We start from the raw sequence: 26,136 nt of genomic DNA on the forward strand, positions 1-26,136 counted from the left end.
TCTCTCCTTTTGTTTAGACAATTGAAATTGTTTTATTTGTTTGCGGCTTTTGCTGATTATCTCTCGCAAAGGCCGTGGTGCCAGTTCTGGCGACTTCTTTAATGCCGTATGGCTTAAGTAATTCAATGAGTGCTTCAATTTTTGAAGACTCACCTGTCACCTGAATGACGACACTTTCTCTGCTCACATCTACAATAGAAGCCCTAAACGGTTCAATGACCCCCGTGATCTCCATTCTAGATGCTGGTGCAGATACGACTTTTATCAAAGCCAGCTCTCGCTGAACGATTGATTGGTTTGTAATATCCGTTACTTTGAGGACATCGATTTGTTTGTTCAGCTGTTTTGTCAGCTGTTCGATGTCTTTCTCCTGGTCTACATGGACGACGAACGTGATGCGTGATACATCTTGAATCTCAGAATGGCCGACCGTAATGCTTTCAATGTTGTAGTGTCTTTTGGTAAAAAGGCCTGTGATTCTGTTCAGTACGCCTGATCGATTTAATACAGTCAACACAATAATTCTTTTCAAGGTTTCACCCCCACCATCTCATGAAGTCCTTTCCCCGGTGCTACCATCGGGAATACTTTCTCATCTCTCGCTACATTGACATCGATGAAAACAGGCTCTCTAGACGTTAATGCTTCTTCTAGCTTTTCTTGCGCCTCTTCGTCTGATGAGATTCTGATCCCTTTAATGCCATAAGCTTCAGATAATTTCACGAAGTCTGGCTGCTCTGAAAATTTAGAATGCGAGTAGCGTTCTTCGTAAAAAATTTCTTGCCATTGTCTTACCATTCCAAGACTGTGATTATTGAGAACAATCACTTTCACTGGAAGGTTCAGCTCACGGATAACGGCAAGTTCTTGCAGGGTCATTTGGAAACCTCCGTCTCCTAAAATCGCTACAACCGTTGCCTCTTGATCAGCTAGCTGCGCGCCAATCGCTGCCGGTAAACCAAATCCCATTGTGCCAAGCCCACCAGATGTCACCCATTTATCGGCATTTTCGAATGGATAGAACTGTGCAGCCCACATTTGGTGCTGTCCGACATCAGTTGCCACAATGGCTTCACCTTTTGTAAATTGATGAATGTATTCGATCAGCTTTTGAGGCTTAAAGCCTTCAGCTTCGTTTTCGACATACCAGAGTGGATATTCTTCCTTCCACTGATTTAGCTGGCTCTTCCACTCGTCTGATTCACCTTGTTTCCCGTCCTGCTTGATCAGTTCTTGAAGCACTAGCTTACTGTCACCAACAACTGGGATATGGGTGTGAATGTTTTTACCAATTTCCGCTGGGTCGATGTCAATATGAGCCACCTTCGCATGCTTTGCAAAATGATTGAGGTTGCCGGTTACCCTGTCATCAAATCTCGCTCCGATTGAAATGAGTAAGTCACATTGATGTAGTGCCATGTTCGCTGCATATGTGCCGTGCATACCCGCCATTCCTAGGAAAAGAGGGTGCTTTGCTGGGAATCCACCAAGCCCAAGCAATGTATGAGCGACAGGGATTTGCTGCTGCTCTACATATTGCCTTAATTCTTCCGACGCTTTGCCGTGAAGAACGCCAGCTCCTGCTAGAATAACTGGTTTCTTTGCTCTGCTTACAGCTTCTACTAACTTGCGAATTTGCAAATAATTCGGCTCAATTTTCGGCTGATAACCTGGCAAATCGATTGGCTGATCGTATTCAAATGTCCCTTCAATGCCAGCGACATCTTTTGGAATATCAATCAAGACTGGACCAGGTCTGCCGGTTGTTGCGATGTGAAATGCCTCTTTAATGACACCCGGTAACTCTTCTGGGCGTCTCACTTGATAGCTGTGTTTTGTGATTGGCATTGTGATACCAAGTACATCTGCTTCTTGGAAAGCATCTGATCCAATGACTGAGGTTGCCACCTGTCCAGTGAAGATAACCATAGGTAGTGAATCAATCATCGCATCCGCAATTCCTGTGACTAGGTTGGTTGCCCCCGGTCCTGATGTGGCAATAACAACGCCTGGTTTACCAGATACTCTTGCGTATCCCTCCGCTGCGTGAATCGCTCCTTGCTCATGTCTTGGCAGGACATGAAATAAACCAGAATCGTAAATTTTATCGTAGATCGGTAAAACGGCTCCGCCAGGATAACCAAAAATGACTTCTACTTTTTCTCTTTTGAGTGCTTCAATTAACATGAGTGCACCGTTCATCGTTTGTGGTGCATTTGATTTTTCCGTCTCCATTTGTACATTTGTCCCCATTTGATTTCCTCCTCTTTGTCTTGCTTCAGTCAAGTCCTTTCACCCTTTTCCATTCAAGATAGAGATATGAGACCATATAAAAAAGCCTTCTCACCCCACAATGACACTACTTTTCACTAGGTCAAAGGGGCGAAAAAGCTTTGTTTTTCGCGGTACCACCCTTGTTCACGGCAAATCATGCTGCCGTCTCATGGACATCTTTCATCCATTTTGGTAACGAGTGATGCAATGTCACTCGGTCTGCCCTACTATCATTTCAAGCAGACACTCAGAGGTGAGTTCACTTTAGAAAGTAACACCGGTTTCCAGCTAGCACCGGCTCTCTGTAGATACTGACTCTAAAGCTACTAGTCCTCTTCAACGTTTATCGATATCTATTTAGCTTGCGTGAATGTTTTCATCGGTAAAGACTACTTTTTCTCCTTCTTCAACGACTCGTTTGCGGAATTGTTCAAGAAGTTTTTGTGTGTGGAACCCTGGCTTTCCTTCGCCAATGATACGGCCGTCAACTTTTACAACAGCGATGACTTCGGCAGCGGTTCCTGTCAGGAAGACTTCTTCAGCTGTATACACATCATGTCTTGTGAAAGGTTCTTCTTTCACTTCGTAGCCTAAGTCTTCTGCGATTTCCATGATGGCATTTCTTGTGATGCCTTCAAGAGCGCCGATATAACCTGGCGGTGTATAGAGCTTACCTTTTTTATAAATAAACACATTGTCTGCAGAACCTTCTGCCACGTACCCTTGATCGTTCAGCATCAGCGCTTCACTCACACCGGCCATATGGGCTTCGATTCGGACAAGGATGTTATTCAAATAGTTTAATGATTTCACTTTTGGACTTAGTACGTCAGGACGATTTCGCCTCGTTGGTACTGTCACAATATCAATACCTGTTTCATATAGGTGCTTTGGAAAGATGGCCAGCGGCTCTACAATGATCACTGTGTTGGCTCTCCCACAGTTGTTTGGATCTAAGCCAAGATCACCGGCTCCTCTTGAGACAACAAGGCGGATATAGGCATCTTTTAGGCCGTTCCTTTCAACTGTATGAATCATTTTTTCAGTGAGCTCCTCAAGTGAATATGGAATGTTCAGCATAATGGATCTAGCGGAATCATACAGGCGGTCTAAATGTTCTTTCATTCGAAAGATATTTCCGTTATATACACGTATTCCTTCGAACACACCGTCACCATATAAGAAGCCATGATCATAAACTGAAATTTTCGCATCCTCTTTTTTCACGAGTTCATCGTTTAAAAAGATCCACTGTTCCTTTTGGTCTTCCATCTTCAGTGAGCACCCTCTCTTTCAAACAAAAAGTAGTTGAATTTTCAGACACTTTATATTGAAGTGTCTCACGCTTACTCTGCGTGTCTGTTTGCTTTTGTTGAACCCATCTTACGCCGCTTTCCATACAGTGTCAACAGCATTTTTAAAATTATTAGACAATTTAGACTAATCAAAATAAAATGTATACGCTTACACCTTTGCTAGACAAGGAATGAAAAAACTTAAAATTTTTTGTATTTTTTCTTCAATTTATTTACTCTACATGAACTGTTTTCTTTTGAACAAGCTTTTGTGATATTTTTTCACACGGTTTTTGAAGAATATTGTGAGATTTCATTGCGTTGTTTTTTCCTTCAGCATGCCTTTCTAAAGCGTTTTCCTATGAATTTATGATAGAATGAGAGCATCTAATAGAAGGAGGGCAATACATGGCTAACATCAGAGGTTATATCGGAACGTATACAAAGGGAGACAGCAAAGGAATCTATTCTTTTACTTTAAATACGGACAAGCAGCAGATTGAACAAGTAGAAGTGGCTGCAGAACTTGAAAATCCTACATATTTAACTGTCTCAGATTCTCAAAAGTTTGTGTATGCTGTTGTGAAAGAAGGAGCACAGGGCGGTCTTGCTGCGTATCAAATTGATGCCGACACCGGCGCACTTCGTTTCATCAACCAAGAGCTTGCCGATGGGGCTTCTCCTTGTCACGTCAGCGTGGACAGCCAAACGAAAACAGCGTTTACAGCAAACTATCATAAAGGAACAGCAGAGATGTACGAAATTGATGCTGAAAACGGCTCAGTGATTCGCACGCTGTCACAGGCGCAGCATGAAGGCACTGGACCAAACGAAGACCGTCAAGAAAAACCGCACACTCACTTTATGGGTTTGACACCTGATGAACAATTTGCAGTAGCTGTTGACCTTGGCACAGACGGAATTTATACGTATAAGAAAGAAAACAGCAAACTTGAGCTTACCCATACATTTGAAACAAAACCAGGAAGCGGCCCTCGTCATATCACATTCCACCCAACGAAACCTGTGGCCTATGTGATGACAGAGCTCAGCTCAGAGGTCATTGTACTTCGTTACTTTGAAGATGGTCATTTCGAAGAGATCCAAACGATCGCAACCATTCCTAATGACTTCACAGAGAATAATCAAGGCAGCGCCATTCATGTGTCTTCTGACGGTCACTTTGTGTATGCAGGAAATCGTGGACATGACAGCATTGCCATTTTCAAAGCAGATCATGACGGCAAACTAAGCCTCGTTGAAATTGCTTCATCTGAAGGAAATTGGCCTAGAGACTTTGTCCTTGATCCAACAGAAGAATTTCTCGTCGGCTCAAACCAAGAATCTAGTAATCTTGTGTTATACAAACGTGACAAAGAAACCGGTCGACTCACTGTCTTACAATCAGACATCACCGTTCCGCATCCGGTTTGCGTGAAATTTTTAGGATAATGAAAAAAACCTCCGTTTAGGAGGCTATAGATTGTTGACAAAGGGCTAAAATGAACTTTATTTTAGCCCTTTGTCTTTTTTCAGCGTAGTTGAAAACCCTTGAAGTCTAGGAAGAACGAGCACCGGAGCGCAGGACTGACAAAGAATGCGAGAGTTTGTCTACACACTGAAGCCACCGTTTAGGAGGCTTTTCTTTAAGCAGACGGCATACCGCCATCTTCAAGCTTTTGATCAATGAAAGACGTATCGCTTTTTTCACCGAACCATTTTCCAAGCCTGTCTTTCGCTTTCCCTTTGACATCGTCATCAATGTACATCGCGACTTGAAGCAGAGCAAATGTGATGGCGCCTAGATCATCTGTGTAGCCGATCCCCACCAATGTATCAGGGATCAGGTCAATCGGAAGGATAAAGTACCCTAGCGCCCCAATGATGAGGGTCTTCGCTTTAACCGGTACTTCGGGTTTTTGCAATGTATAATAAAGTAATAACACAGCATAGACAAGAGAAACTCCAGCTTTTTGTGCCGTCTTTTTTAACTTTTCCCAAAAGGCATGATCATTAAAATGCTTCTTTGAACGCTTTAATAGTTCTTTTTTCTCAGAACGATTCATCGTATCGCCTCCATATTCAGCATAGCCCTTCCACCTTATTTATACAAGAAATCCACTCATTCGACAAACAAAAAGCAGCAGAAAGCTGCTGCAATCTACTGCTCTTTGTAAAACTTTTCGATCGCCTTATCGATGTATACCCATCCTTTATACGACACATGAATCGTGTCCTTAAAGAAATATGGGTCATACTCATGCGAAGTCAAATCTGCGACTTCATACCCATTATCCCGAATTTGACGATTGATTTTTTGATAATAATCTGTACGTCCCTCTTTCGGAAAACCAGTGTAATCATACCATTTTCCGTTGACGGGAATCGTCACGAATAAAGGCTTCGCCCCTGCCTGTTTTAAAATATCCAGCATGATTTGGAAATCTTTATATTCAGGTGATGCTGCATAAGAATTGTCACGACGAGAATCCTTCATCTTTTTCATGATCGGCTTCAGCTTACGATCAAACAGTCTCTGATCAATATAAAACGGGTTGTCCCCTGCTTTTTCGGATCCTAAGACGCTCGCTTCTTTTTCAAGCTCAGTCCATGTTTTCCCTTTCACTGAAGGAGACGGACGATGCTTGCGCTCATGCCCAGACCCGATCGTATAGTACATGTCTTTCTTTTGAAGCATGCCATAATACATTTTTGCAATAGGAGAAATCGCGCCATAAGCGAATTTGTTCCCAGAAAGCTCTGCTTTAAAAAGCTCTGTGATGACCATGTCGTTCTTTACTGCCTTAAACTTCATGATCCTTTTGATGAACTTTTTTTTCACAGCTGGATCAATTTCTTTATTATAAGCAAGATCAAGCGCCTGAAGCGCTGAATAGTTAGGAGCAAAGTGATTCTCGTCTGATCCCCCTTTGACAAACCACTGCGGGGACACGATAAACACAAGCTTTTTCCCTTTTAATTCATTCATATGCGCTGCAAAGTTCATGGCATGAATTAATGATTGCGATCCACCTTTTCCAACAAGATAAGGTGTAAACCCTTGAGGATTTTCATGAAAGAAATTCGAAGGGTGATATGGATCAAAACGGGATAGTTCAGAAGATCCATAGATCGGCAAATAAGTTGGATCTTTTAGCATTTCATCTTGTAAATAAAGCCCTTGGAACATCCCTGGATCTAATTCTGTGGCTGACTTTTGTAATTTGTCTTTTGGGATCAGATGTGAGAGCCATGCATTTGGTACAAGAAGAACACCAATGAATAGAACAGCCGCTAAAATAAGCGGCCCAAAAAAACGCTTTTTCATTACTTCATCTCTGCCAGCTGCTCAGCAATGTGATTCGGTGTATCCCACACATCACGATCAAACTCTGTAATCGGAACAGTAATTCCAAGTTGACTTTCAATTGCCATAAGTAGTTCTACTGTACCAAATGAATCTAGAAGACCTTCGTCAAAAATTGCAATCTCTGGATTTTCTTTCACAACGTCGTCCTGACAAACCTCTGCAATAATACCGTATACTTGATTTTTAAATTCCATAATTTTCTACTCCCTTAATCATTAATGATGAAATGGTTTTCCTGAAAAAATATAAAATCCGAAACAAATCACATGGAATGTAATAATGATCGACACAACCATTGTGACCTTATTATCCGGCCACCACTTGTGCTTTTTATTCCACTTCTCAAATAAATTGTAACCGGACATCACAACTGCATGGTATAGTCCGTAAATAATGTATTGAAGGGCGAGACCATGCCAAGCACCCATCAATAGAAAGAGGACAAAGTACCCAATATTTGATACAGCCATTCGGTTCTTGATCCACTTCTTCTTTGTCATAAAGAACACAAATCTCATAAACACATAATCTCTGAACCAGAAGGATAGCGACATGTGCCAGCGATTCCAGAAGTCTTTAATATTACGGCTGATAAACGGTTTATTAAAGTTTTCTGGTGATTTAATACCCATGATATAACTCACACCTACAGCAAATGCTGTATATCCAGCAAAGTCAAAGAACAAATACATACTGTACGCATACATATACGTTAACTGTTGAACAAAGTGACTGCTACTAATGTGATGAATATTCATGAGAATATATGTGTGAATGAGATAACCAATAATGAACTTATATAAGAACCCAATAAAAATTTTATGAATCCCTGCATATAGAAGGTCACTGTACGCTTCTTTTTCAGGCGGTGTATCCATATCCTTTTCAAACCGGCGATAACGATCGATTGGACCTGATGAAATCGTCGGGAAAAAGACGATGAAATAGACCAAACGGTGAATCGGAATTTTCTTTTTAATCAAGCCGTCTCTCGTCTCGATAATTAACTGAACACCTTTAAATGTTAAGTACGAGATCCCCAAAAAGCTCAGCCAGTTCATTGGCGGCGGTTGATGCGGCTGATGAGTTAAAAAGAACGGTAAAATCTTTGATAGTACAAGCGGCAAAATCGATGCCACCACTGCCATATAGAAGACAGACGCACGGTTCGCCTTCAGCCGGTACGCAAGGTATAGGCGGATGATCAAGACTTGCCACACTGTAAACAAGAACAGCAACAAAGCGCCATGTGCATCCTTTGAGAAAATAAGCGCGAGTGCCACAACCGTTGCAAACATGTTGTAGCCCTGCATTCTTTTGCCGCGAAGACCAAGAATCATCGTCGGCAAAAGAAGAATACCAATTAGAATGAAGAAAAAGAATGAACTAAACGGAATCATAGAAGAACCTCTTTCGCGATTCTTTTACGGTCAACCTTCCCGTTTGGCGTCATGTACAGCTGCTCAAGGTAGACAAACTTTCTTGGAATCATGTACGCAGGAAGTGAATCCGCCATTTCTTTCTTAATCGCACTTGTCAGCTGATATTCTTTTTCAAAGGAATGCTCAGTTGGGACAATTGCTGCAATTAAGTACTCCACATGCCCGTTTGGCTGGAATGGCACAATCACACAAGCATTGACATACGTTGTCTCGCTCACATGATATTCAATTTCTTCAAGCTCCATCCGGTATCCATGTAGCTTAATTTGATAGTCCAGACGACCGTGGCACGTAATCAAACCATCCTGCGCCACACCTGCGTCACCGGTGCGGTAAGCAGGGCGTCCTTCGTATTCAAAGAACACTTTATCCGTTAAGGCTTGTTCACCTAAGTAGCCTCTCGTGACGCTTGGCCCCACGATGACAATTTCCCCTTTTTCCCCATCAGGGAGTGTCTTGCCTTCTTCATCTAATATGACGATATCTGTATCCGGTTTGGCATAACCCACTGGTAAAGAATCGTGCTGATCAAGAATCTCCTGCGTGACTTCAATCGATGTAATCGCAACAGTTGCTTCAGTTGGACCATACGTATTAAAGACCTGCGCCTTAGGAAAACGCTCAAGAAGCGCACTTGCTACAGAGACAGGAAGCGCCTCACCGCAGAAAAGGAAAACGTTTAGCTTTGGTAATAGCTCCCCTGTAAAGGAAGGGTCCATTAAACACATTTGCACAAAAGAAGGTGTTGATGTCCACACTTCAACGTCAGATTGACCAAGTGCTGCAAACATATCCTTCGGCTTATTCACAAGATCTTTCACTAAACAGTAAAGCGTGCCGCCTGATTGAAGCGCTGGATACAAATCCATCACTGATAAGTCAAAAGAAAATGGTGCTTGATTTAAGAACGTGCGCCCCTCACCAATTGGGAAATCGCGGCACATCCATCCTGTAAAGCTTTCTAAATTGCTGGCTGTTACCTGAACGCCTTTCGGTTTCCCGGTACTGCCAGACGTATAAATAATGTAGAAAACATCATCTTGTTGAACCCACTGCGTGGATGGCGGTGCTTCTTTTTCAAGTGCTAAAAGCGATGCCGCACTCTTCACTTCAATGTGTTCTTCTACATCTAATACATTCTGCTCATTTGCACATATCAATAGACTTGCTTTTGAGCTTTCAATGATTGAGACGATGCGCTCGACAGGTATTGAGATGTCGACCGGAATATAAGGTCTGCCTGATTTCACAGTACCTAAGAAAGAAATCAGCATCTCTGGCTCCATATGACCGTATACAATGACAGGTGCACTGTCAGTTGCGACAGCATCGATCGCACCAGCCATTTGGTCTGATAGACGCCAAAGCTCATCATATGTGATCGAAGCATGTTGAGAAACAAATGCTGGCTGTGTCGGTTTCGTTTGTTGGTATTCATGAATCGTGTGTAATAGTTTCATAGTTTAATCTCCAATTAAAAATCGTTGTAAATGAATGATCCCGTATTTGCTGTATGGAATCCGTAAATAAAGAACAATAATAGCAAAATAAGTAAGTAAAAGCTTGTATATCCTATCCATTTTACAGACTTATTTTCTGATAGCTTTTTGAATAGCATATTGATAACCTCTTTTCTTTTGACACTTATAAAGACGCATGGATCATCAAAAGAGTTTCATATCAAAACATAAAAATTTTAAGAATTGATGAAAAAAAGATGTCCAAAGTATGAACGTGTCTTCAGGCAAAGCTGTCTTATTGTAACAAAGATTTAATGTAATTGAAATGAAATGGAAGCTTAAATTTGCCTTAAAATTGGTGAAAACTGTCGAACAAACGCAAAAGCCACCTAGTTTGACTAGATGGCTTTGATATCAATTACTTCTTATATTTATTGACCTCGAACATGAGAATGTTGTTGAATACCACATAGTCCTTTTTACTTTCAAAAGGACCTTTGTTGTTGTCATGCTCGTCAATTTCATAAAACCCAGGACCTTCGCCGGCATCTCGCTTTTTGTACCAGGATAGGAAAGCGTTGACTTCTTTCACGGAGAGGTCATACTCTTTTTGCAAACCATTGACCATTGTGATGATGAGGAGAGCATCGCCGTCTTCATCTGTTGTATCGTCTTTTGGTGGTGTGGTTGGTTCTGGGTCTTTGTCGCCAGGTGGTTCAGTTTCAGTGTTTTTAAGACTCTTTAATGAGATAGATAAATTAGATTTGAAATTTGCTCTAGCGTTAGTTGGGGCACTTGAACTTTGTTCAACTCCTCCAATTACATAGAGCGTATCATTAACAAGTGCGGATACATGTCCCATTCGATAAGGTGCAGAAGTGTTAGGTATAGTTTTTGATGTCTTAGTTTCTAAATCATAGAGTGTAACTCTAGAAACTCCACCCGTTCTTATAATATAATTTTCATACATGACTGCAGAATAATAGGGTGCAATAGCTCCACCACTACTAACTCCCCTCCATTGATCTACTATAGGATCATATTCATAAATTCCTTTTACTAAGACCTCTGATCCAGATAAAATGTAAAGCTTATTCTTCACAACCACTGCATTTCCCGAAGTAGCTTCAAAATTAAATTTTTTCTTTTTGGTCCATTCTTTTGTTTTCAAATCATAACTAAAGGTATTGTTGTACCTATCTGCCTTTAATGCACTATCGTATCCAACTACATAGATCTTCCCATCAATGGCACCTGCATATAAATTGTAAGCAGATACCTTTCTTTCAAACGGGAGCTCTACTGAATCTTCCCAAGTATCCATTTTGATATTATAAACTTCTACGCTATTTGTTAATCCTTGTTCTGTTCTCCCCCCCATTACATATATACGATCATCAACAATTACACTGGCAGCACCCATGCGGCCTGTCTTCATACCAGCTTTTTCTGACCATTTATCTAACTTCGGATCATATACAAAAGTAGTATTAGAATATGCCTTACTTGGACCCGTTCCACCTATTACATAGATTTTCCCATCATATACTTCACTTACAGCTCCTACTCTTGCATCTGGCAACTCCGCCCGTTCTTTCCATTCAAGAGTATCTGTATTTTCCGCTTTAATCGATTGTAATGGATAACATAATGCTGACAACAGCAAAACGAAAATAAAAAGCCATTTTTTCAAGATAACCACTCCTTCAATTTGTTTACATAACAAATATCGGATAGTTATTTATTTTTTTCATGTTTTTGTTACTTATATATATTTATTACTTATTTACTTACTGTTTCCCCAATGCGCCTATAAATTTCTAAAATCAGACTTCCGCATTAGAATCATTTCATATTTTTCTATTCCTCCATCAAAAAAACCCATGATTCATGGGTTTTTTCTCAGTCCGTTATTAAAAAATCCGTCACAAGGCAAACAAGTTCCACGTTTTCATCCAGCCCTCAAAAGCTTGGATACACACACTGTCCCCAATACCAATAGAAAAGATCTCTAAATCAGCTTTCTCCTGAAAGCGCGTGACTAACTAGCTTCTTGTATCCTCATAACATTTCTCAAATTTCTCTTCAAGTGCATCATATATGTAATCATGTTCGGAAAGTATAAATCTCAAAGCATGCTCTTCTATAAAATACCCTTTTCCAGTATCAACTCTGTAGCCAAAGAACTGCTCCCCTTGTCAATCACTGATTTGATTTTGTACACCCCAGAATTCCTCCTTACTCATTTCATATTCTCCTTCTACTATACACCTTAATTTTTTAAGTTAGAGAAAGAATGTTCTTTCTATTTAACATTAATCTCTGCGGTGACTGAGCAGGAGATTCGTAAGGCTGTTAAGAAGCTTGTCTTAATTAATGTTGTATTAGAATGAGATAAAGAGAAGAAAAAATGAAGGTTCATTAAAAACGCCCTTCCTGTGGGAGGGGCTGTGTAATTAACTATTTTCTTTGGAGTATTTTTTTATCAATGATTCACTAATCCTGCTTACGATATAGATCGCAACCGCTAAAATTAGCATCAACGGAAACATACCTAAACGATTATCTGCAACATAAACAATGATCCCCACAATGATAGCTACTACGATTGCCGTTAAAAAATGCTTCACCGCCATCTCACCCCTTTGTTTAAATCATATACATTTTATTACATAAAAGTTGGAATTAAAACACTTTTTTGATTATAATGAAATAAATTACATTTTTTACAGAAAGAAGGTTGATGAAAATCTTTAGATCTTTGTTTCTTGTTAGTTTGTCTTTGGTGTTAATGCTTTCTGTCAGCAGCACTCCTTTATTGGCGCAGCAGAATGAAGTGATTTCTAAAAATCAAATAAACTATGAACCTTCCCTATATGTTACTAATGAGAACTTATTAAACAATGAATTGGAAGCTCGAGCAAAATGGGACGGACAATTCTCATCTAATTACACTATACCTTCTTATGTAGTTGCATCAGCTGCCACCTATGGGATGTTTCATATTACAAGATACTTAACTGCAACTTTACAGCTTGGACCTGCTGCAGCTGCTGCGTTTGCTGGGATGGTATCTGGTTATGTCTCGGCAAAAGGTGAAATAAAATTAAAAGCAGTACAAAAGTATAGATGGCTTAAGAAGTATACTAAAGCTGAATACCAAGCAACCACAAAAATATATGTTAATGGTAAATACAAAACAACCACAACAAAAAAATGGATCTCGGAAGTAGATACTAACATCGATCGTGTTAAATAACAAAAAAGTCCCTTCATTATTATGGAAGGGCTCTTCAGTTTACTATTGTTACCCATCGTGATATTCAGATGCAGACGTGATATACACATGCTTTCAAGGTTGTTTAGTCTAGGCGTTTGTTTAAGTCTAGTTCCACTTTATGATGAACCATGACAGCAGGAACGACACGAGCTTGTTTTAAACAGCTTTGACAAAGATAATTGTCTCTCATTAGAACAAGTTGTCTTGTCTGTTTCCATTCTCTTGATTTATAAAAAGTGGAAGACGCTCTCAATTTTCACCTAATACCATCATAACCGCTCTCAAACAAAATGCTTTGCCAAAAGTGTGCCATTTTATCAAAACTTATATAATTGCCTTGAAGCCACTACCTGTCCCTGTATATTCAACTTTCTTTATCGCTTCTAAGTCAACATATTCACCTTCTTCTTGTGTATCGTAATATGTAAAGTGTTTATATTTGATGAACACAGTAATTACTTGAGAATCTCGAGAAGAAAAGTTTCGATTGATTTCATTTAAAAAACTAATAATGTCTATTTTTTCCTTATTTTCGTATTTTTTTCTAACCCAGTATTTAAAATCATTAATTATTACTTTTTCTGGGATAATTCTAATGGATTCACCTTTAGCAATTTTTGTGTCTAAATCTGAAGTTTTCTCATTAAGTTTAATTAATAATTCGTCTAATTCTTCTCTGCTTATAGATTGCTCTTCCTTTTTAAATAATCCTTGTATTAATTCCTCGGTGCCATTTCTGTAATCTGAAACAGATTTTAATAATTCTTGTCTAAAATCAATTAATTCTTCTAATGTTTCTTTTAATTTCTGTATAGTATCTTGAGAAACTGATTGTGACTCAGCTAATTTCTCAGCAGTCTCTCTAATATCAACGATAGACTGCCTTTGACCAGCTACGTCTACTAAAGTCATTAAAATAGCTATAACCGCTAGTATTATAGAAATTCCTGTAGCCATAACATTAACTTGATTTCCGGCATCTTTATCGCTACCAAAAGCTAATACTAATGTAAATGTAATGATTAAGAGTGCAATAATAATATTGTATACAAAATGACCAATTCCTATTTTTTTATTTATCACCATAAATCCCCATTCTCTTTTTAAAGACATTATATAACTAGAAAAGTTATTAATCCACCAATTAACCATATCTATTATTGTGTCTACCTCAGGGAATCGCTGAATCCTTTGCCCCTCTTGCTGTTCAGCGATTTTATTTAAAATGAGCTGGACATTTTCTCGTTATGGTGAGTTAATGAAAATAATCTCAAAAAAAGCCCACGTTTAGTACCGAGCACTTTCAACTAACTCTATACACCTATTTCAATTTGATATAGTGCTTAGAATCCCATTCTCAAAATATAAATACTTATTCCCTTTATAAATCCACTGCTCCATAGTATGATCTGCTGTTTGAATTTTTTTTGTTTTTTTAGGCTTCCCCCATCCTTCAATTAATACTTCTTCTTTAGATATACCAACAGAAACACTTTGAGGCCTATTAGTTCTCTCTTCTATCACAGTTGCTCTTTCTCTTATAGCAGAATACTTTTCGGCTTCTTCCACTTCCTTAATATTTTCTTGAATTTGATCATCTTTATCCTTTTGCAAAGAATCTATGTGTTTTTTATTATTTTATTGGGTTTGAAGAAAATCTAAATCTGCATGACTGTTTTTGTATTTTACTTTATCTAACATTGCATCAACATAAGTATAATCATCATAATTATCTAAACTCACTTTAGCACTTTTAACTGTTCTAACTTTTTGTATGCGGAAGCTATAAAATAATAATCTTTTTTAAATTCATTTTCTAAATCCCTAGTCTCTTTAATAACATGATCATATTCTTTATTTTTAATAAAATTAATAATTTTTTTGTCTTCTTTAGTGAGGTCATGTTTCTTTTGTGTCATTTTTTCTTCTCTTGATGATTCTTTAAGTTTATCTCCATTTAACTTAGTAACATTTTGATTAGAGCATCCGAATAAAGCAACTAAAAGTACGGATAAAACAAGAAGAAAATTTTTCATTGGAAACCTCCATATTATTTAAGTTCAAGTGACTAAATAACCCGATTTTTAACATATCATTTAGAAAAAGCACCCCTTAGGATGCTTTATTTACTAAAAATAAGTCGGTAAATCATTTCTTCATTGCGAATATCTTCTTTAAATTTTGACCTATCCAAAGAGTAAAGATACCATTTTTCATGACTATTAGAGGAATTAGCTAACTCCACTTTTATGATATCGGGAAAACTGTATGTATACTCTTCACCATTTTCTGGATTCTCCAAATGAATCAATAAAAGTACTCCAGTTCTAGTTACAAATAAATCATGACCAAGTATTTTATGCCATATACTCTCATCAAATCCTAGAATATCAGGTTCATAACTAATTTGAATCCTTTTAAAAATATTAAAACAACTAATCAAATTTTTATCAAATTTCATTTATATCCTCCTATTTTTTAAAAGAGCTCATTATAGACATAACGACTAAAGCTATCAATATCCACTATAAGGCCTGACACATCATTTATTAATTTAATTTCAATATCGTTCATTAGAATTTCTAATATAATTTCAGTATATGGTCTACCAAATTTCTTTTTAAGTAGATTGAATAACTCATCGAAGTATAGAGGTTTTTCATTAAAATAGTGCAGCTTATTTACTATGAATTTACAAAATTTAATCATTAATTCACTCTTATCTTCTTCACTTAATTCATTCATTTTAAATGAAAAAGGGATTTTAAATTTTTCACCTTTCATATTATAAAAAATAGCATCTTCGTATTGCTCTTCAAACAACTTGGTTTTAAACGCTTCACTTACTTCTTTAACCTCTGAAACAGCTGATTGATCTAAACCACCCTTTATTTCTATAAATCCAATAGAGCTAAACATATAAAAATCTTTCTCTGATTTATTAGAGAATTCATTCAACAATTCTACTCTAGGACCAATAATTCTTCCTTTAGCTTCATACCACCAATCTTCTTTTTTTTCATCGGTTATGAAAATTATATTTGTGTTATTTTCGACGGCATAATCTAATACCTGTTTCCAAAGAATGAAGTCACCATACTTGTTTTGAATCTGTACCCCATTATAATATTTAATACCTTTTTTATTTTTAACATCCTTATAACCAGGTGGTATTTCGTTATTAAATCTATTGTCTGCTTCTTTCATAATACCTTTCAATTCTTCTTCAGAATAGGGGTTACCGACTCTATGACTATACAAATCAGTGATTTTTGATTTTATCGAATCACTTTGTAAAAGATCATCTTCTTCACTAATCTTTTTTAAATTATGTACCTTTACCTCAATTACTTTTTTAATCTCGTAAACTAAAGAATCTAAGTCATCTTTATGTCTCTTTTTAAAATTTGACAGATCTTTATTGAGTATGTCTCTAATTTTGTCAGGTATCTGTTGAAAAGCTGAACATACTTTTTCATTCGATCCTCTCTGTTCTAAAATAACTGATTTTCTATTGTAATGATATTCTAATCCTACATGATGTGGCATCCATAAATTTTCTTTATATTTATCTAATAGCTCGAGAATTTGATCTGAAGTTTCCTTAGTGTATCTATATAAGTTCAATAAAACGTTAGTATCAATAACAATTATGGACTCTTCCCATATATTTTTATCTTCTTTATCAAAATAAAATTCGCGAAATTTCTCTTTCAATCTAATTCCTCCTATACAGATTTCATAATGATTATCGAACATAATTGCCTAATTTGAAGTAAATGCAAATTTTGTCGAACGAAACACCATCTGCTATAAAAAGGTCCTTAAATTTATGACCTATTACAACAAACCTACTCTCTTGGAATATGGGGTTTCCTGATAAAAAGTCGAATTTCATTTTTAAACTAATTACTGAAACATTAGAAACATCCACCTGTCATTAGTACAGGTGGGACTATAAACCGAAGTCTTCCATTGTCTTATCCATTGCACCTTGTGTAATCCCGATATATCGTAATGTAACGTCAAATGAGCTTTACATATCTAAAGAATGGCGTCTGACCACGCTCTAGATTTACATATAGCTTATCGAAAACAACATGATAAAAGCAGAGATATCTTTACTTTTGAAATGACTTATTAGAATACACCTCTATAATCGATTATCTTTATCGAACAACATCAGTTTATCACTATCTTGGTTAATCACTTTACCACACTAAATTACACCTATTATTCGAGTCGTGTCGGAAATTTACCGAATGATGTTTGAAATAGTAAGGTCAACTTCCTCTAGACCACTCAGAATCAATATTACTACACCTCATTCTAAACCTGTGAATAATTTAAAAAAGCTCTGGCAACCATTTAAGGTGCTTCAGAGCCATCCGCTTCTTTTTCCGTTTTTACGTAATTAATCAACATAGTTGAAAGGTCAATTTCATCTTTGTTATAGCTTAATTTGCACTGCATTAACTTTTCATTTATTTTTTCACTACCTATTTCTAGCCCATCTTCCTTTTGCCGTATCCCAATTATCAAGTTCAGCTTTATTATATAGCTTTTCTTTTTCGTTATAAGTTTGGAGCCAACTTTTTTCAAACCTATGTAATTGTGATTTATTACAATATGTTAATATTTTAAATACAAGGCTATCCTTTCCGTATTTTTTAAAATCTTCATTTATTTCTGCATAACTATGCTTTCCTGATTTTATAGAGGAAGCATGGGATTTCAACCTGCCAAAAATATGATGTGAGCTACCTACATAAAATCGGTTAGTTTTAATGTTCTGAAATACATATATACCTATTAAATCTTGAGTATCGAATCTATATTTTTCTTTTCCTAACTCCCACACATCATCAAACGATAACGGTTTATTTAAATGTTTCAATTCCCATTCAGTATAATTTTTTCTCGTTGTTTTCATTCCCATTTTCCTTACTCCTTGTTCTATAAGTGATGTCATAAAAAAATAAAAAATTCTTTCTCAAATGAAACCTATCTTTTTTCTCTTTTTACCCTTTTAATTGTATCATAGCTTTCTTGCACTAAACTGCCTCATTAGTTTAAGTACATTCTTTCACAATCCAATATAGCTCATTGTGACAAACAGAATAGAACATTGTTTATTCTTATTAAAATCACAGTTTTATTAATCGTTGTGTAATGATAACTGACCGCCCTTCGAGTAGCCCATCTACATCAATTTTTACATCTAATCGTCCTTTACTTTTGATCACAACAAAAAACCTCCTATACCGAAAGTGATATAAGCCAATAACAGGTGTAATTTCTTACGTGACCGTTATACTGACCGTTTCACTATACGATATAAGAGGTTGATTTAACGGGCTTTCTTACCCGATTTAGTACGTCCCAGGAGAGATTCGAACTCCCGACCGACGGCTTAGAAGGCCGTTGCTCTATCCTGCTGAGCTACTGGGACATGTTGTTATGTAGTGTGCTTTGGCGTATTACCTCAGCGACAAGATTTATTATATTACTATTGTTCTTTAAAGTCAACGGTTTTTCGAAAGTTTTTTCATAAGGGGCAAATGCTGCACCCTTATGAAATACCTTCCAATGTGACAGTGTTTTCGAGGTCTTGTATGACGTGACCTTCGTCCGTGAAAAACTGTACGTTTGCTTCGCTTCCATCTAGTGTCAGTATAGCATAGCTGCGCTCTTTGCGCACTCTTGGCAGGTGCACGCTGCCTGGGTTAATGAGGAGTTTTCCTCTTAGCAGTTCACTGCCTGGGATGTGCGAGTGGCCAAAGCAGATAATGTCTGCGCCTAGCTCTTCTGCACGGTAGTAGACTTGAAGCAAGGATTGTTTGATGCCATGCAGATGTCCGTGAGTGAGAAATAGTTTTCCGCCTCCATCCAGTGGGAGCAGGAGTTCTTCTTCAAAATCGCCCATAAAGTCACAATTTCCTTTGACGACTTTGTATCCTTCGAGTGCTGGGTGGTTCGTTTCGAGTTCTGAATCTCCGCAGTGAATCATCATGTCCACTTCAGCCGCATGCCTCTTGGCAATGGTTTGAAGTTCGTCTGTGAGTCCATGACTGTCACTAATGATGAGTATCTTCATGGCTTCATTCCCCCTTATTCATTTGCGTCTAGCAGTGATGAAAGCTTTTGAAGCGCGACCGCTCGATGGCTGATCTTGTTTTTTTCCTCTGGTGATAACTCGGCCATCGTCTGGTCTTTGTCTTTGACGATGAAAATTGGGTCGTATCCGAAGCCGTTTTCGCCGATCGGTTCTTCTGCGATAAAGCCTTCTACTGATCCTTCTACCGTTTTGGTCTCTTTCCCCGGTATACTGACAGCCAGGGCACATCTGAATCTAGCAGTGCGGTCTTCTTTTTCGATGCCTTGCAGCTCATTCAGCACCTTTTCCACGTTCTCTGCATCGTCTTTATGCTCGCCCGCGTACCTCGCTGAATAGACGCCAGGTTTTCCGCCAAGGTAATCAATCGACAGACCCGAGTCGTCTGCAATCACCATTTCACCTGCTTTGGCTAGAATGGCCTCAGCTTTGATGATCGCATTTTCTTCAAAGGTATGTCCTGTTTCTTCAATCTCTTCCGTAAATCCGATGTCCGCTAGTGTTTTGACCGTGAATCCTTTTGGCTCAAGAATGGCTTTGAATTCTTTCGCTTTGCCCGCATTGTGCGTTGCGATGATGGCAGTTTTCATCCTGATCAAACCCTTCTCTTTATTCGATAACTTCTCCTGTCACTGCTTTTTGCTTTTCAATTAATTCTTTGATGCCTTTTTCGGCTAAATCAAGCAGTCCGTTTAGTTGTTCTCTTGAGAATGTCGCTTCTTCGCCAGTACCTTGAAGTTCAACAAAGCGTCCAGCGCCTGTCATGATGACATTCATATCCACTTCAGCTGAAGAATCTTCTTCATAATTTAAATCTAACAGAAGTCCCTGTTTAGAATCAATTCCGACGGATATTGCGGCTAAATAATCAGTGATCGGATTTTCTTTCAAAACGCCTTCTGATTGAAGCTTTTGAATCGCTAGTGTCATGGCCACAAATGCACCTGTGATAGATGCTGTGCGTGTTCCACCGTCTGCTTGAATAACATCACAATCAATCCAAATGGTGCGCTCACCAAGCTTTTCTAAGTCAACGACTGCGCGCAGAGCTCGTCCAATTAAACGCTGGATCTCCATTGTACGTCCTGTGACTTTTCCTTTAGATGATTCTCTTATCGTTCTTTGAGCCGTTGCTCTAGGAAGCATGCTATATTCTGCTGTAATCCAGCCTTTTCCTTCTCCTCTTAAAAAAGGAGGTACGCGGTCCTCGATAGATGCGTTACAAATCACCTTCGTATTTCCCGCTGAGATTAAGACAGAGCCTTCTGGGTGCGTGATGTAGCCTGCCTGTATTTCAATTTTTCTTAATTCGTCGTATTGTCTTTCATCTAATCTCATGTTTTACCTCCGTTACAATATACATTCCGCGCGGGTGTCAGCGGGGTTCTCCTATTAACTTTGACAACCTCGATCCGTTCTAATCGCTTGGAATAAAAAAGAGGCAGCGAATGTGCATGCCTCTTTTTCTCCATTATATCAATGTGTGACGTTAAAAACTACCTGTATTCACTTGTTCTGGTCTTGAAACTGGCTTTGTGAGTTCTGTTCCTTTTTCGTTCACAAGCTCTGCCTTTCCGTTTACCTTCACAGACACGCTTTTCACATCTGGCAGCTCTGTTAATGTCAGCACAATGCTATCAAGAACTTTTTGTGAAATGACTTTTTTCTTTTCATCTGCACTGCCAAAAATGGATTCATTGAAATCAAGTGTCACATGACCGTCTTTTACTTTCGGGACATCATTCAGCTTCACATCTTGATCAAAGTCTGTCAGCAATTGGCTTGTTTTGCTTGGCCCAGAGACGAGCTCATCAATGGCTGCTGTAATTGGATCATCATCGTCTTTTGGCGCTCTTTTGGTCACCGGGACATAGTACGTCTGTTTGTCAGATTCAGCTAAATAGTAGACGGTCACAGGCTTTGTTGATGTCATATCAGCCGCAGCCTCGTGCTGAATATTAATGCCGTCCTCTCTGCTTAAATCATCTGAAATCGGCGTCCCATTCACAGGCATCTCTTTTAATTCATGGCCATTCATCTTTAATTTGACTTTCGCTACTGAATCAAACTGCGTTAATGTCCAAGTGACCGATTGCAAAATGCGCTGTTCATCTTCTTTTTTATAATTTTTGAATTCATTTGAGAAATCCACAACCGCAGTGCCATCTTTAATATCGACAGATACGCTCGTGTCCGCCGGCAGCACGGCTCTGAATCCATTTGGCATCAAGTTAGAAATCGGTCCCCCGTCTACGAGGTATTCAAGTGTTTGTTTCGCACTTCCTTCGTTTTTCGGTAGCGGAATGGATTGAGACACAACATACCCATTTTTATCAATTAAATATAATTCTCTCATGACGGTATCTGCTTGCTTCTCTTCTTTTCCTTCTTTCGCTGTTTGTTTCTCTTCTTTATTTTCTTTCACAAACGTGACATTTTGTGGTGGATCAATCTCTGTTTTCGCTTGGTCTGTTTGAAACAATCCGCATCCTGATAAAAGCATGGCTGACGCAATACACGTAACAGCTGCTGTAGTTCCTTTTTTCAGCATACTTCACCCTCCTCTAGTGGTTTGTACTAGTATGTATACGAGCTCCCTCAGAGGATTAGACCCTTTTCATAAAAAAATAACCCACTTCCATGAGAAGTAGGTTATTGCTGATATACGTGTTCAAGCGAAACCGTTTCGACCTTTCCTGGCAGGTAGCCGAACCAGTCTTGAGCGATGTTTTGAAAGTTTTGCTGCTGCCCTGTTGTATAAAAAGTATGAACAGGCTCTTCCTTCGAATCATTTAACAGCCCTTTATATGAAAGAATGGTGCTCGCTTCTCTCGCAGTCTCGTCTCCTGAAGAAATGATGTTGACGCCACTGCCCATAAAGCGCTGAATCGGTTCTTTTAAAATCGGGTAGTGTGTGCAGCCAAGAATAAGCGTATCAATGCCTGTTTCTTTCATCGGTTCAAGAGAAGCTTTTACGACTTCATCTGCTGTATGATCTAAAAACGTACCACTTTCCACAAACGGCACAAGCATTGGACATGCCAGACTTTGAACAGTTAGTCCTGCTTTTAAAGAAAGCAGTGCTTCTTTATAGGCTTCACTTTTGATCGTATTGGCTGTGCCGATGACGCCAATATGCTGATTGTTTGTGACCTTGATCGCTGTGCGGGCTCCGGGCTGGATCACGCCAATGACCGGGATATCAAGTGTTGCTTTAATTTCATCAAGTGCTATCGCCGTCGCAGTGTTACACGCAATGACTAGCATTTTAATATGGTGATGTCTTAATAGGTAGTGCGTCATTTCCCATGTATACTGAAGAACCTCTTCTTCTGCTCGAGGGCCGTATGGACATCGTTTTGTGTCGCCTACATAAATAATTTTTTCTTTTGGCAGTTGTCTCATGATTTCCTTCGCAACGGTTAAACCGCCTACGCCGGAATCAATCACGCCGATGGGTTGATCCAACAAAATCGCCTCATTTTCTTTTCATTTGCTGCTGTAGTTTCGTTAAAGATTGGTTGAAAACGATGGCTTCTTCTTCTGAGAAAGCCCCTAGAAGTTCACTGACGTATTCTTGGCGTTTGACAATCACTTCTTGAATGATCCGCTCACCTTCAGGCAATAAATGAATGCGAACCACGCGGCGGTCAGACGGATCTTTCACCCGTTCAACAAGTTCACTTTTTTCCATTCGATCAATTAAATCGGTTGTCGTGCTGCAAGCCAAATACATCTTTTGTGATAGCTCACCTATTGTCATATCTCCGAATTCATAAAGCCACTGAAGCCCTACAAATTGAGGAGGTGTAATCGTATATTGATTCAGAATTTCTCTACCTTTTTGCTTAATGATTGCAGCAATATGGCGCAATGATTTTTCAATTTCTGCAACATGGCCTGACTCATTCGTTTCCATTTCATTGATACCTCACTATAGCATCTCACTTTGATTAAAACGTACATTCCTATTTTCCTCGTTTTTCAAAGAAATTGCAAGAAGAGACTCATGGAAACGATATAGAAATAACCGGCTCCTCCCTGGTGCGGAAGGAAAACCGGCTGACGTTAGAGCTCTAGCTCACCCATACGCAGAAGCTCGACTACGGCCTGTGAACGACCTTTAACTCCTAGCTTTTGCATGGCATTCGAAATATGATTTCGAACAGTCTTTTCGCTAATAAAAAGCTCGCTTGCAATTTCTTTTGTTGTTTTATCTTGGACGAGCAATTCGAATACTTCTCTTTCTCTTTTGGTTAATAGCGGCTTGGATTGAAACTCTTTCTCCTTCAAGTATTGTAACCCTCCTTGCTAAGGTGAGAGCTCTAGTCTCTATAGAATGGGATTCTGTATAGTCGAGATATCATATGCCGGGTACTTGAGGTAGGTGACGTTAAAATCGAGAATTCCCGCAGATCAGCGTCCAATTTCCTCGCCTTCAAACCGCACAAAAAAGGACGAGTGCTCTATAGAGACATCGTCCTTTATCAAACAAGCTTTTAAAATATCGAAATGGCTCCTGTTAAAAGAGCAATAAGTGTTGTAAACAGGGCTGTGAGTACGGTCCATAGCAGTGCGTACTTTTGCAAATCACCAATATCTTTATTCAGCATACTCACAAGCAGTAATGTGGAAGCGACAAGCGGACTCAGTAAATGGACAGGCTGTCCGATAATAGAGGCGCGCGCAATTTCCACTGGATCAATTCCGTAAGCTGCGCCGGCTTCAGCTAAGATTGGCAGCACCCCGAAATAATAAGCATCATTTGAAAGAACAAATGTAAATGGCATACTCGTCAAAGCGACAATGAGTGGAAAAAATGAGCTATATGAATCCGGAATCATGTAAATGACCAAGTTAGCAATGGACTCCACCATTTTTGTTCCCGAAAAAATGCCTGTGAAAATTCCTGCTGCAAACACAAGGGTAATGACCGTTAAGGCATTTCCTGCATGCGATAAAATCCGCTCGCGCTGATCTTCAACTTTTGGATAGTTGATCATAAGCGCAATGACAAAGCCAATGAGAAAGAGTACAGGAATCGGTACGATATCCAATACAAGTGTGGCCATGACAGCAATCGTCAGGAAGAAGTTGACCCAAATCAGGTTTGGTCTCTTCATATCTGCAACGCCATCTTCAATTGATGCCGCCAATTCTGGAGAGATCGAGACCTCTTCTTTATACTGAATCTCGGCAACCCCAATGCGCTTCCGTTCTTTTTTTCCAAGAACATACGCTGTAAAAAGGATAAAAAGACCGCCCCCTATCATCGTCGGGAGTAATGGAATGAAGAATTCCGCTGCATCTAAACCAAGTGCAGCAATCGCACGAGTAGCTGGACCGCCCCAAGGCGTCATTCCACTCATAATGCCTAGTGATAATAATGAAATCGTCCCTAAAATCAGTGGGTTCATCCCAATTCTTAAGAAAAGTGGCAACATAGCTGATACGGTAATCATGTACGTTGTCGTCCCATCACCATCTAATGCAACAAGCATAGACAAAATCGCTACCCCAAAAGCAATTTTGACCGGATCGCCTTTCACAAGACGTAAAATCAGTTTGATCAATGGGTCAAACAATCCAGCATCCAGCATGACACCGAAAAATAAGATGGCAAATAACAATAAAGCAGCAGATGGTGCAACGGTCTTGAGTCCATCAAGCATCATGTCCCCTAATCCGCTGTAAAATCCACCGATTAATGCAAAGATGATTGGCACAACGGTGAGAGCCACCACCGGATGCATACGTTTTGTCATAATAAGAAATGTAAAAGTCACGACCATCAAGATCCCTAAAATAGCTAGCACTTCATATCCCTCCATCCTCTTCTTTACACGATCCACAAGCACCCCTTTTGCACTTGCGGCCCGAAATGTTAGCGCTTTCTATTTCAAGGATATAATAGCTTTTTTTATAATGAAAATATCGATTTTTTCGTCTATTCAATAAATTTTTTTTATAATTAGCCTTGCTGACTTCTTAAAAACTCAATGAATGCTTTCACAACAGACAAATGAAGGGAATCTGGCTGGTACATGAGCCATGTATCTCTTAAAACAGGCTGTCCATCTTTATACGAAAGACCTTTTACAAATAGCTCATCACTTGGTCTGAGGCAAATTTCCGGGACAATGGCATAACCTAAACCATGCTTCACCATCTCTTTTGATGTATCTTGCCTGTCTGTCTCCATTGTCACAAGCGGAGGCATCGTGAACGTCTCCTGCCACCATCTGTTAATCAATCGTTTTAATGAACTATCCGTGTGATAGTCAATGAGCGGCAGTTTTGGTAGGTCCTTTAGCTGTATTTCTGATTTTGAAATGATACAAAGGCGTTCTTTATCAAGCAAAAATCGCTCTCCATTCCAGTCGTAATCTCCTCTTAAAATCCCTAAATGTACACTTGATGTCCCTAATAAATCCATGACTTTTGTGCTCCATCCTGTGTTCACCATAAATTGAACATGTGGATACTGCTTAGAAAACTCTCTTAAAATTTCCGGCAGTTTATATTGAGCAAAGTTACTCGACACCCCTAGTCGGATCGTTCCTTTGACCTTTTTTTGCATATTGAGCATGCCATCTTTCGTTTGCTGGAGCTGCTTGAGCATGTCATTTGCGTATTTAGCCAAGTATTCGCCCTCTGATGTAAATTCAATGCCTCGTTTTCTTTTAAAGAAAAGCTTCATGTCAAATTCCTCTTCAAGCTGTTTCAATCGATAACTTAAGGCAGGCTGCGAGACAAATAATTTTTCTGCCGCTTTTGTGATGTTCTTCTCTTCATATAGCACCTTTAAAAACCGCCAATCTTTCTCATCCATTGTGTGCCCTCCTTTTAACCTTGTTATAAAAATAATTTATCGGTTTCTCTTAAAATAATGTATTTAAC

Annotated in this window: 27 protein-coding genes, 1 tRNA gene, 1 pseudogene and 1 other annotated feature; of the genes and pseudogenes, 2 read left to right on the forward strand and 27 right to left on the reverse strand. The window is 38.9% G+C overall.

Annotated features, from left to right (window positions below):
* Window positions 1-13: 13 nt before the first annotated feature.
* From ilvN to ilvE, 3 genes are all read right to left on the reverse strand, one after another.
* Complete coding sequence (gene ilvN / locus MHH31_RS12730) at window positions 14-532, reverse strand: acetolactate synthase small subunit (protein ID WP_007501584.1); 519 nt, start codon at window positions 530-532, stop codon at window positions 14-16.
* Window positions 529-2,253 carry an acetolactate synthase large subunit gene (ilvB, locus tag MHH31_RS12735; protein WP_008342854.1) on the reverse strand — a complete coding sequence of 575 codons (1,725 nt, stop codon included), beginning with the start codon at window positions 2,251-2,253 and terminating at the stop codon, window positions 529-531. The genes ilvN and ilvB overlap by 4 nt, the downstream gene beginning before the upstream one ends.
* Window positions 2,254-2,375: 122 nt before the next feature.
* Window positions 2,376-2,623 (reverse strand) — a binding site (T-box leader).
* Between the two features lie 8 nt (window positions 2,624-2,631).
* Entirely contained in the window at window positions 2,632-3,546 is a 915-nt protein-coding gene (gene ilvE, locus MHH31_RS12740) for a branched-chain-amino-acid transaminase (RefSeq protein ID WP_047946273.1), read from the reverse strand.
* A 431-nt stretch (window positions 3,547-3,977) separates the two neighbouring features.
* Here ilvE and MHH31_RS12745 point away from each other — a divergent pair, with 431 nt between their 5' ends.
* Window positions 3,978-5,021 (forward strand): lactonase family protein, encoded by a 1,044-nt coding sequence (locus MHH31_RS12745; protein WP_341017084.1) that lies wholly within the window; start codon window positions 3,978-3,980, stop codon window positions 5,019-5,021.
* A gap of 194 nt (window positions 5,022-5,215) precedes the next feature.
* On the opposite strand, the gene MHH31_RS12750 is transcribed toward MHH31_RS12745, so the two are convergent.
* The 7 genes from MHH31_RS12750 to MHH31_RS12780 form a co-directional block, all read right to left on the reverse strand.
* On the reverse strand, window positions 5,216-5,635 hold the full coding sequence (locus MHH31_RS12750; protein WP_008342863.1) for a YkvA family protein: 420 nt from the start codon (window positions 5,633-5,635) through the stop codon (window positions 5,216-5,218).
* Window positions 5,636-5,730: 95 nt separating this feature from the next.
* Complete coding sequence (gene dltD / locus MHH31_RS12755; protein ID WP_342494862.1) at window positions 5,731-6,897, reverse strand: D-alanyl-lipoteichoic acid biosynthesis protein DltD; 1,167 nt, start codon at window positions 6,895-6,897, stop codon at window positions 5,731-5,733.
* Window positions 6,897-7,133 carry a D-alanine--poly(phosphoribitol) ligase subunit 2 gene (dltC, locus tag MHH31_RS12760; RefSeq protein WP_003216498.1) on the reverse strand — a complete coding sequence of 79 codons (237 nt, stop codon included), beginning with the start codon at window positions 7,131-7,133 and terminating at the stop codon, window positions 6,897-6,899. The genes dltD and dltC overlap by 1 nt, the downstream gene beginning before the upstream one ends.
* A gap of 21 nt (window positions 7,134-7,154) precedes the next feature.
* Window positions 7,155-8,339 (reverse strand): D-alanyl-lipoteichoic acid biosynthesis protein DltB, encoded by a 1,185-nt coding sequence (gene dltB / locus MHH31_RS12765; protein WP_035391213.1) that lies wholly within the window; start codon window positions 8,337-8,339, stop codon window positions 7,155-7,157.
* A complete protein-coding gene (gene dltA, locus MHH31_RS12770) occupies window positions 8,336-9,841 on the reverse strand; it encodes a D-alanine--poly(phosphoribitol) ligase subunit DltA (RefSeq protein WP_342494863.1) in 1,506 nt (501 codons plus the stop codon). Before dltA ends, dltB begins: the two co-directional genes overlap by 4 nt.
* Window positions 9,842-9,855: 14 nt before the next feature.
* Window positions 9,856-10,005 (reverse strand): teichoic acid D-Ala incorporation-associated protein DltX, encoded by a 150-nt coding sequence (locus tag MHH31_RS12775; protein WP_024427820.1) that lies wholly within the window; start codon window positions 10,003-10,005, stop codon window positions 9,856-9,858.
* Window positions 10,006-10,259: 254 nt separating this feature from the next.
* Window positions 10,260-11,534 carry a DUF1668 domain-containing protein gene (locus MHH31_RS12780; protein ID WP_342494864.1) on the reverse strand — a complete coding sequence of 425 codons (1,275 nt, stop codon included), beginning with the start codon at window positions 11,532-11,534 and terminating at the stop codon, window positions 10,260-10,262.
* Between the two features lie 1,050 nt (window positions 11,535-12,584).
* On the opposite strand from MHH31_RS12780, the gene MHH31_RS12785 reads away from it, so the two are divergent.
* Window positions 12,585-13,100 (forward strand): hypothetical protein, encoded by a 516-nt coding sequence (locus tag MHH31_RS12785; RefSeq protein ID WP_046527223.1) that lies wholly within the window; start codon window positions 12,585-12,587, stop codon window positions 13,098-13,100.
* A gap of 83 nt (window positions 13,101-13,183) precedes the next feature.
* On the opposite strand, the pseudogene MHH31_RS12790 reads toward MHH31_RS12785, so the two are convergent.
* From MHH31_RS12790 to MHH31_RS12870, 17 genes and pseudogenes are all read right to left on the reverse strand, one after another.
* Window positions 13,184-13,362 (reverse strand): annotated as a pseudogene (locus tag MHH31_RS12790) (HNH endonuclease); the annotation flags it as partial.
* 83 nt (window positions 13,363-13,445) lie between these two features.
* Complete coding sequence (locus MHH31_RS12795) at window positions 13,446-14,273, reverse strand: hypothetical protein (RefSeq protein ID WP_342494865.1); 828 nt, start codon at window positions 14,271-14,273, stop codon at window positions 13,446-13,448.
* Window positions 14,274-14,447: 174 nt separating this feature from the next.
* Window positions 14,448-14,735: a hypothetical protein gene (locus MHH31_RS12800; protein WP_342494866.1), complete on the reverse strand. Its 288-nt coding sequence runs from the start codon at window positions 14,733-14,735 to the stop codon at window positions 14,448-14,450.
* A gap of 125 nt (window positions 14,736-14,860) precedes the next feature.
* Window positions 14,861-15,157: a hypothetical protein gene (locus tag MHH31_RS12805; RefSeq protein WP_342494867.1), complete on the reverse strand. Its 297-nt coding sequence runs from the start codon at window positions 15,155-15,157 to the stop codon at window positions 14,861-14,863.
* An 86-nt stretch (window positions 15,158-15,243) separates the two neighbouring features.
* The gene (locus MHH31_RS12810) at window positions 15,244-15,582 is read right to left on the reverse strand and encodes a hypothetical protein (protein WP_342494868.1); all 339 of its coding nucleotides are present in this window, start codon (window positions 15,580-15,582) and stop codon (window positions 15,244-15,246) included.
* A 17-nt stretch (window positions 15,583-15,599) separates the two neighbouring features.
* Window positions 15,600-16,838 carry a PIN domain-containing protein gene (locus MHH31_RS12815; protein WP_342494869.1) on the reverse strand — a complete coding sequence of 413 codons (1,239 nt, stop codon included), beginning with the start codon at window positions 16,836-16,838 and terminating at the stop codon, window positions 15,600-15,602.
* A gap of 778 nt (window positions 16,839-17,616) precedes the next feature.
* Window positions 17,617-18,060 carry a GIY-YIG nuclease family protein gene (locus tag MHH31_RS12820; protein ID WP_342494870.1) on the reverse strand — a complete coding sequence of 148 codons (444 nt, stop codon included), beginning with the start codon at window positions 18,058-18,060 and terminating at the stop codon, window positions 17,617-17,619.
* A gap of 439 nt (window positions 18,061-18,499) precedes the next feature.
* Window positions 18,500-18,573 (reverse strand) — tRNA-Arg (locus MHH31_RS12825).
* A 120-nt stretch (window positions 18,574-18,693) separates the two neighbouring features.
* Window positions 18,694-19,218, reverse strand: a complete 525-nt coding sequence (locus tag MHH31_RS12830) for a metallophosphoesterase (protein ID WP_008345914.1) — start codon at window positions 19,216-19,218, stop codon at window positions 18,694-18,696.
* 14 nt (window positions 19,219-19,232) lie between these two features.
* Complete coding sequence (locus MHH31_RS12835) at window positions 19,233-19,835, reverse strand: XTP/dITP diphosphatase (RefSeq protein WP_342494871.1); 603 nt, start codon at window positions 19,833-19,835, stop codon at window positions 19,233-19,235.
* A 10-nt stretch (window positions 19,836-19,845) separates the two neighbouring features.
* The gene (rph, locus tag MHH31_RS12840; protein ID WP_007501599.1) at window positions 19,846-20,574 is read right to left on the reverse strand and encodes a ribonuclease PH; all 729 of its coding nucleotides are present in this window, start codon (window positions 20,572-20,574) and stop codon (window positions 19,846-19,848) included.
* Between the two features lie 151 nt (window positions 20,575-20,725).
* Window positions 20,726-21,787 carry a GerMN domain-containing protein gene (locus MHH31_RS12845; RefSeq protein ID WP_035701809.1) on the reverse strand — a complete coding sequence of 354 codons (1,062 nt, stop codon included), beginning with the start codon at window positions 21,785-21,787 and terminating at the stop codon, window positions 20,726-20,728.
* Window positions 21,788-21,888: 101 nt separating this feature from the next.
* Window positions 21,889-22,707: a glutamate racemase gene (gene racE, locus MHH31_RS12850; RefSeq protein WP_100218322.1), complete on the reverse strand. Its 819-nt coding sequence runs from the start codon at window positions 22,705-22,707 to the stop codon at window positions 21,889-21,891.
* Between the two features lie 7 nt (window positions 22,708-22,714).
* Window positions 22,715-23,155 carry a MarR family transcriptional regulator gene (locus MHH31_RS12855; protein ID WP_007501606.1) on the reverse strand — a complete coding sequence of 147 codons (441 nt, stop codon included), beginning with the start codon at window positions 23,153-23,155 and terminating at the stop codon, window positions 22,715-22,717.
* Between the two features lie 149 nt (window positions 23,156-23,304).
* Entirely contained in the window at window positions 23,305-23,529 is a 225-nt protein-coding gene (gene gerE, locus MHH31_RS12860) for a spore germination transcription factor GerE (RefSeq protein WP_003184172.1), read from the reverse strand.
* A gap of 206 nt (window positions 23,530-23,735) precedes the next feature.
* Entirely contained in the window at window positions 23,736-25,052 is a 1,317-nt protein-coding gene (locus MHH31_RS12865) for a citrate:proton symporter (RefSeq protein WP_024718630.1), read from the reverse strand.
* Between the two features lie 155 nt (window positions 25,053-25,207).
* Window positions 25,208-26,068, reverse strand: a complete 861-nt coding sequence (locus tag MHH31_RS12870) for a LysR family transcriptional regulator (protein WP_007501609.1) — start codon at window positions 26,066-26,068, stop codon at window positions 25,208-25,210.
* Window positions 26,069-26,136: the final 68 nt, after the last annotated feature.

The sequence above is a fragment of the Bacillus sp. FSL K6-1033 genome (genome assembly GCF_038630765.1).
GTDB lineage: Bacteria > Bacillota > Bacilli > Bacillales > Bacillaceae > Bacillus > Bacillus altitudinis.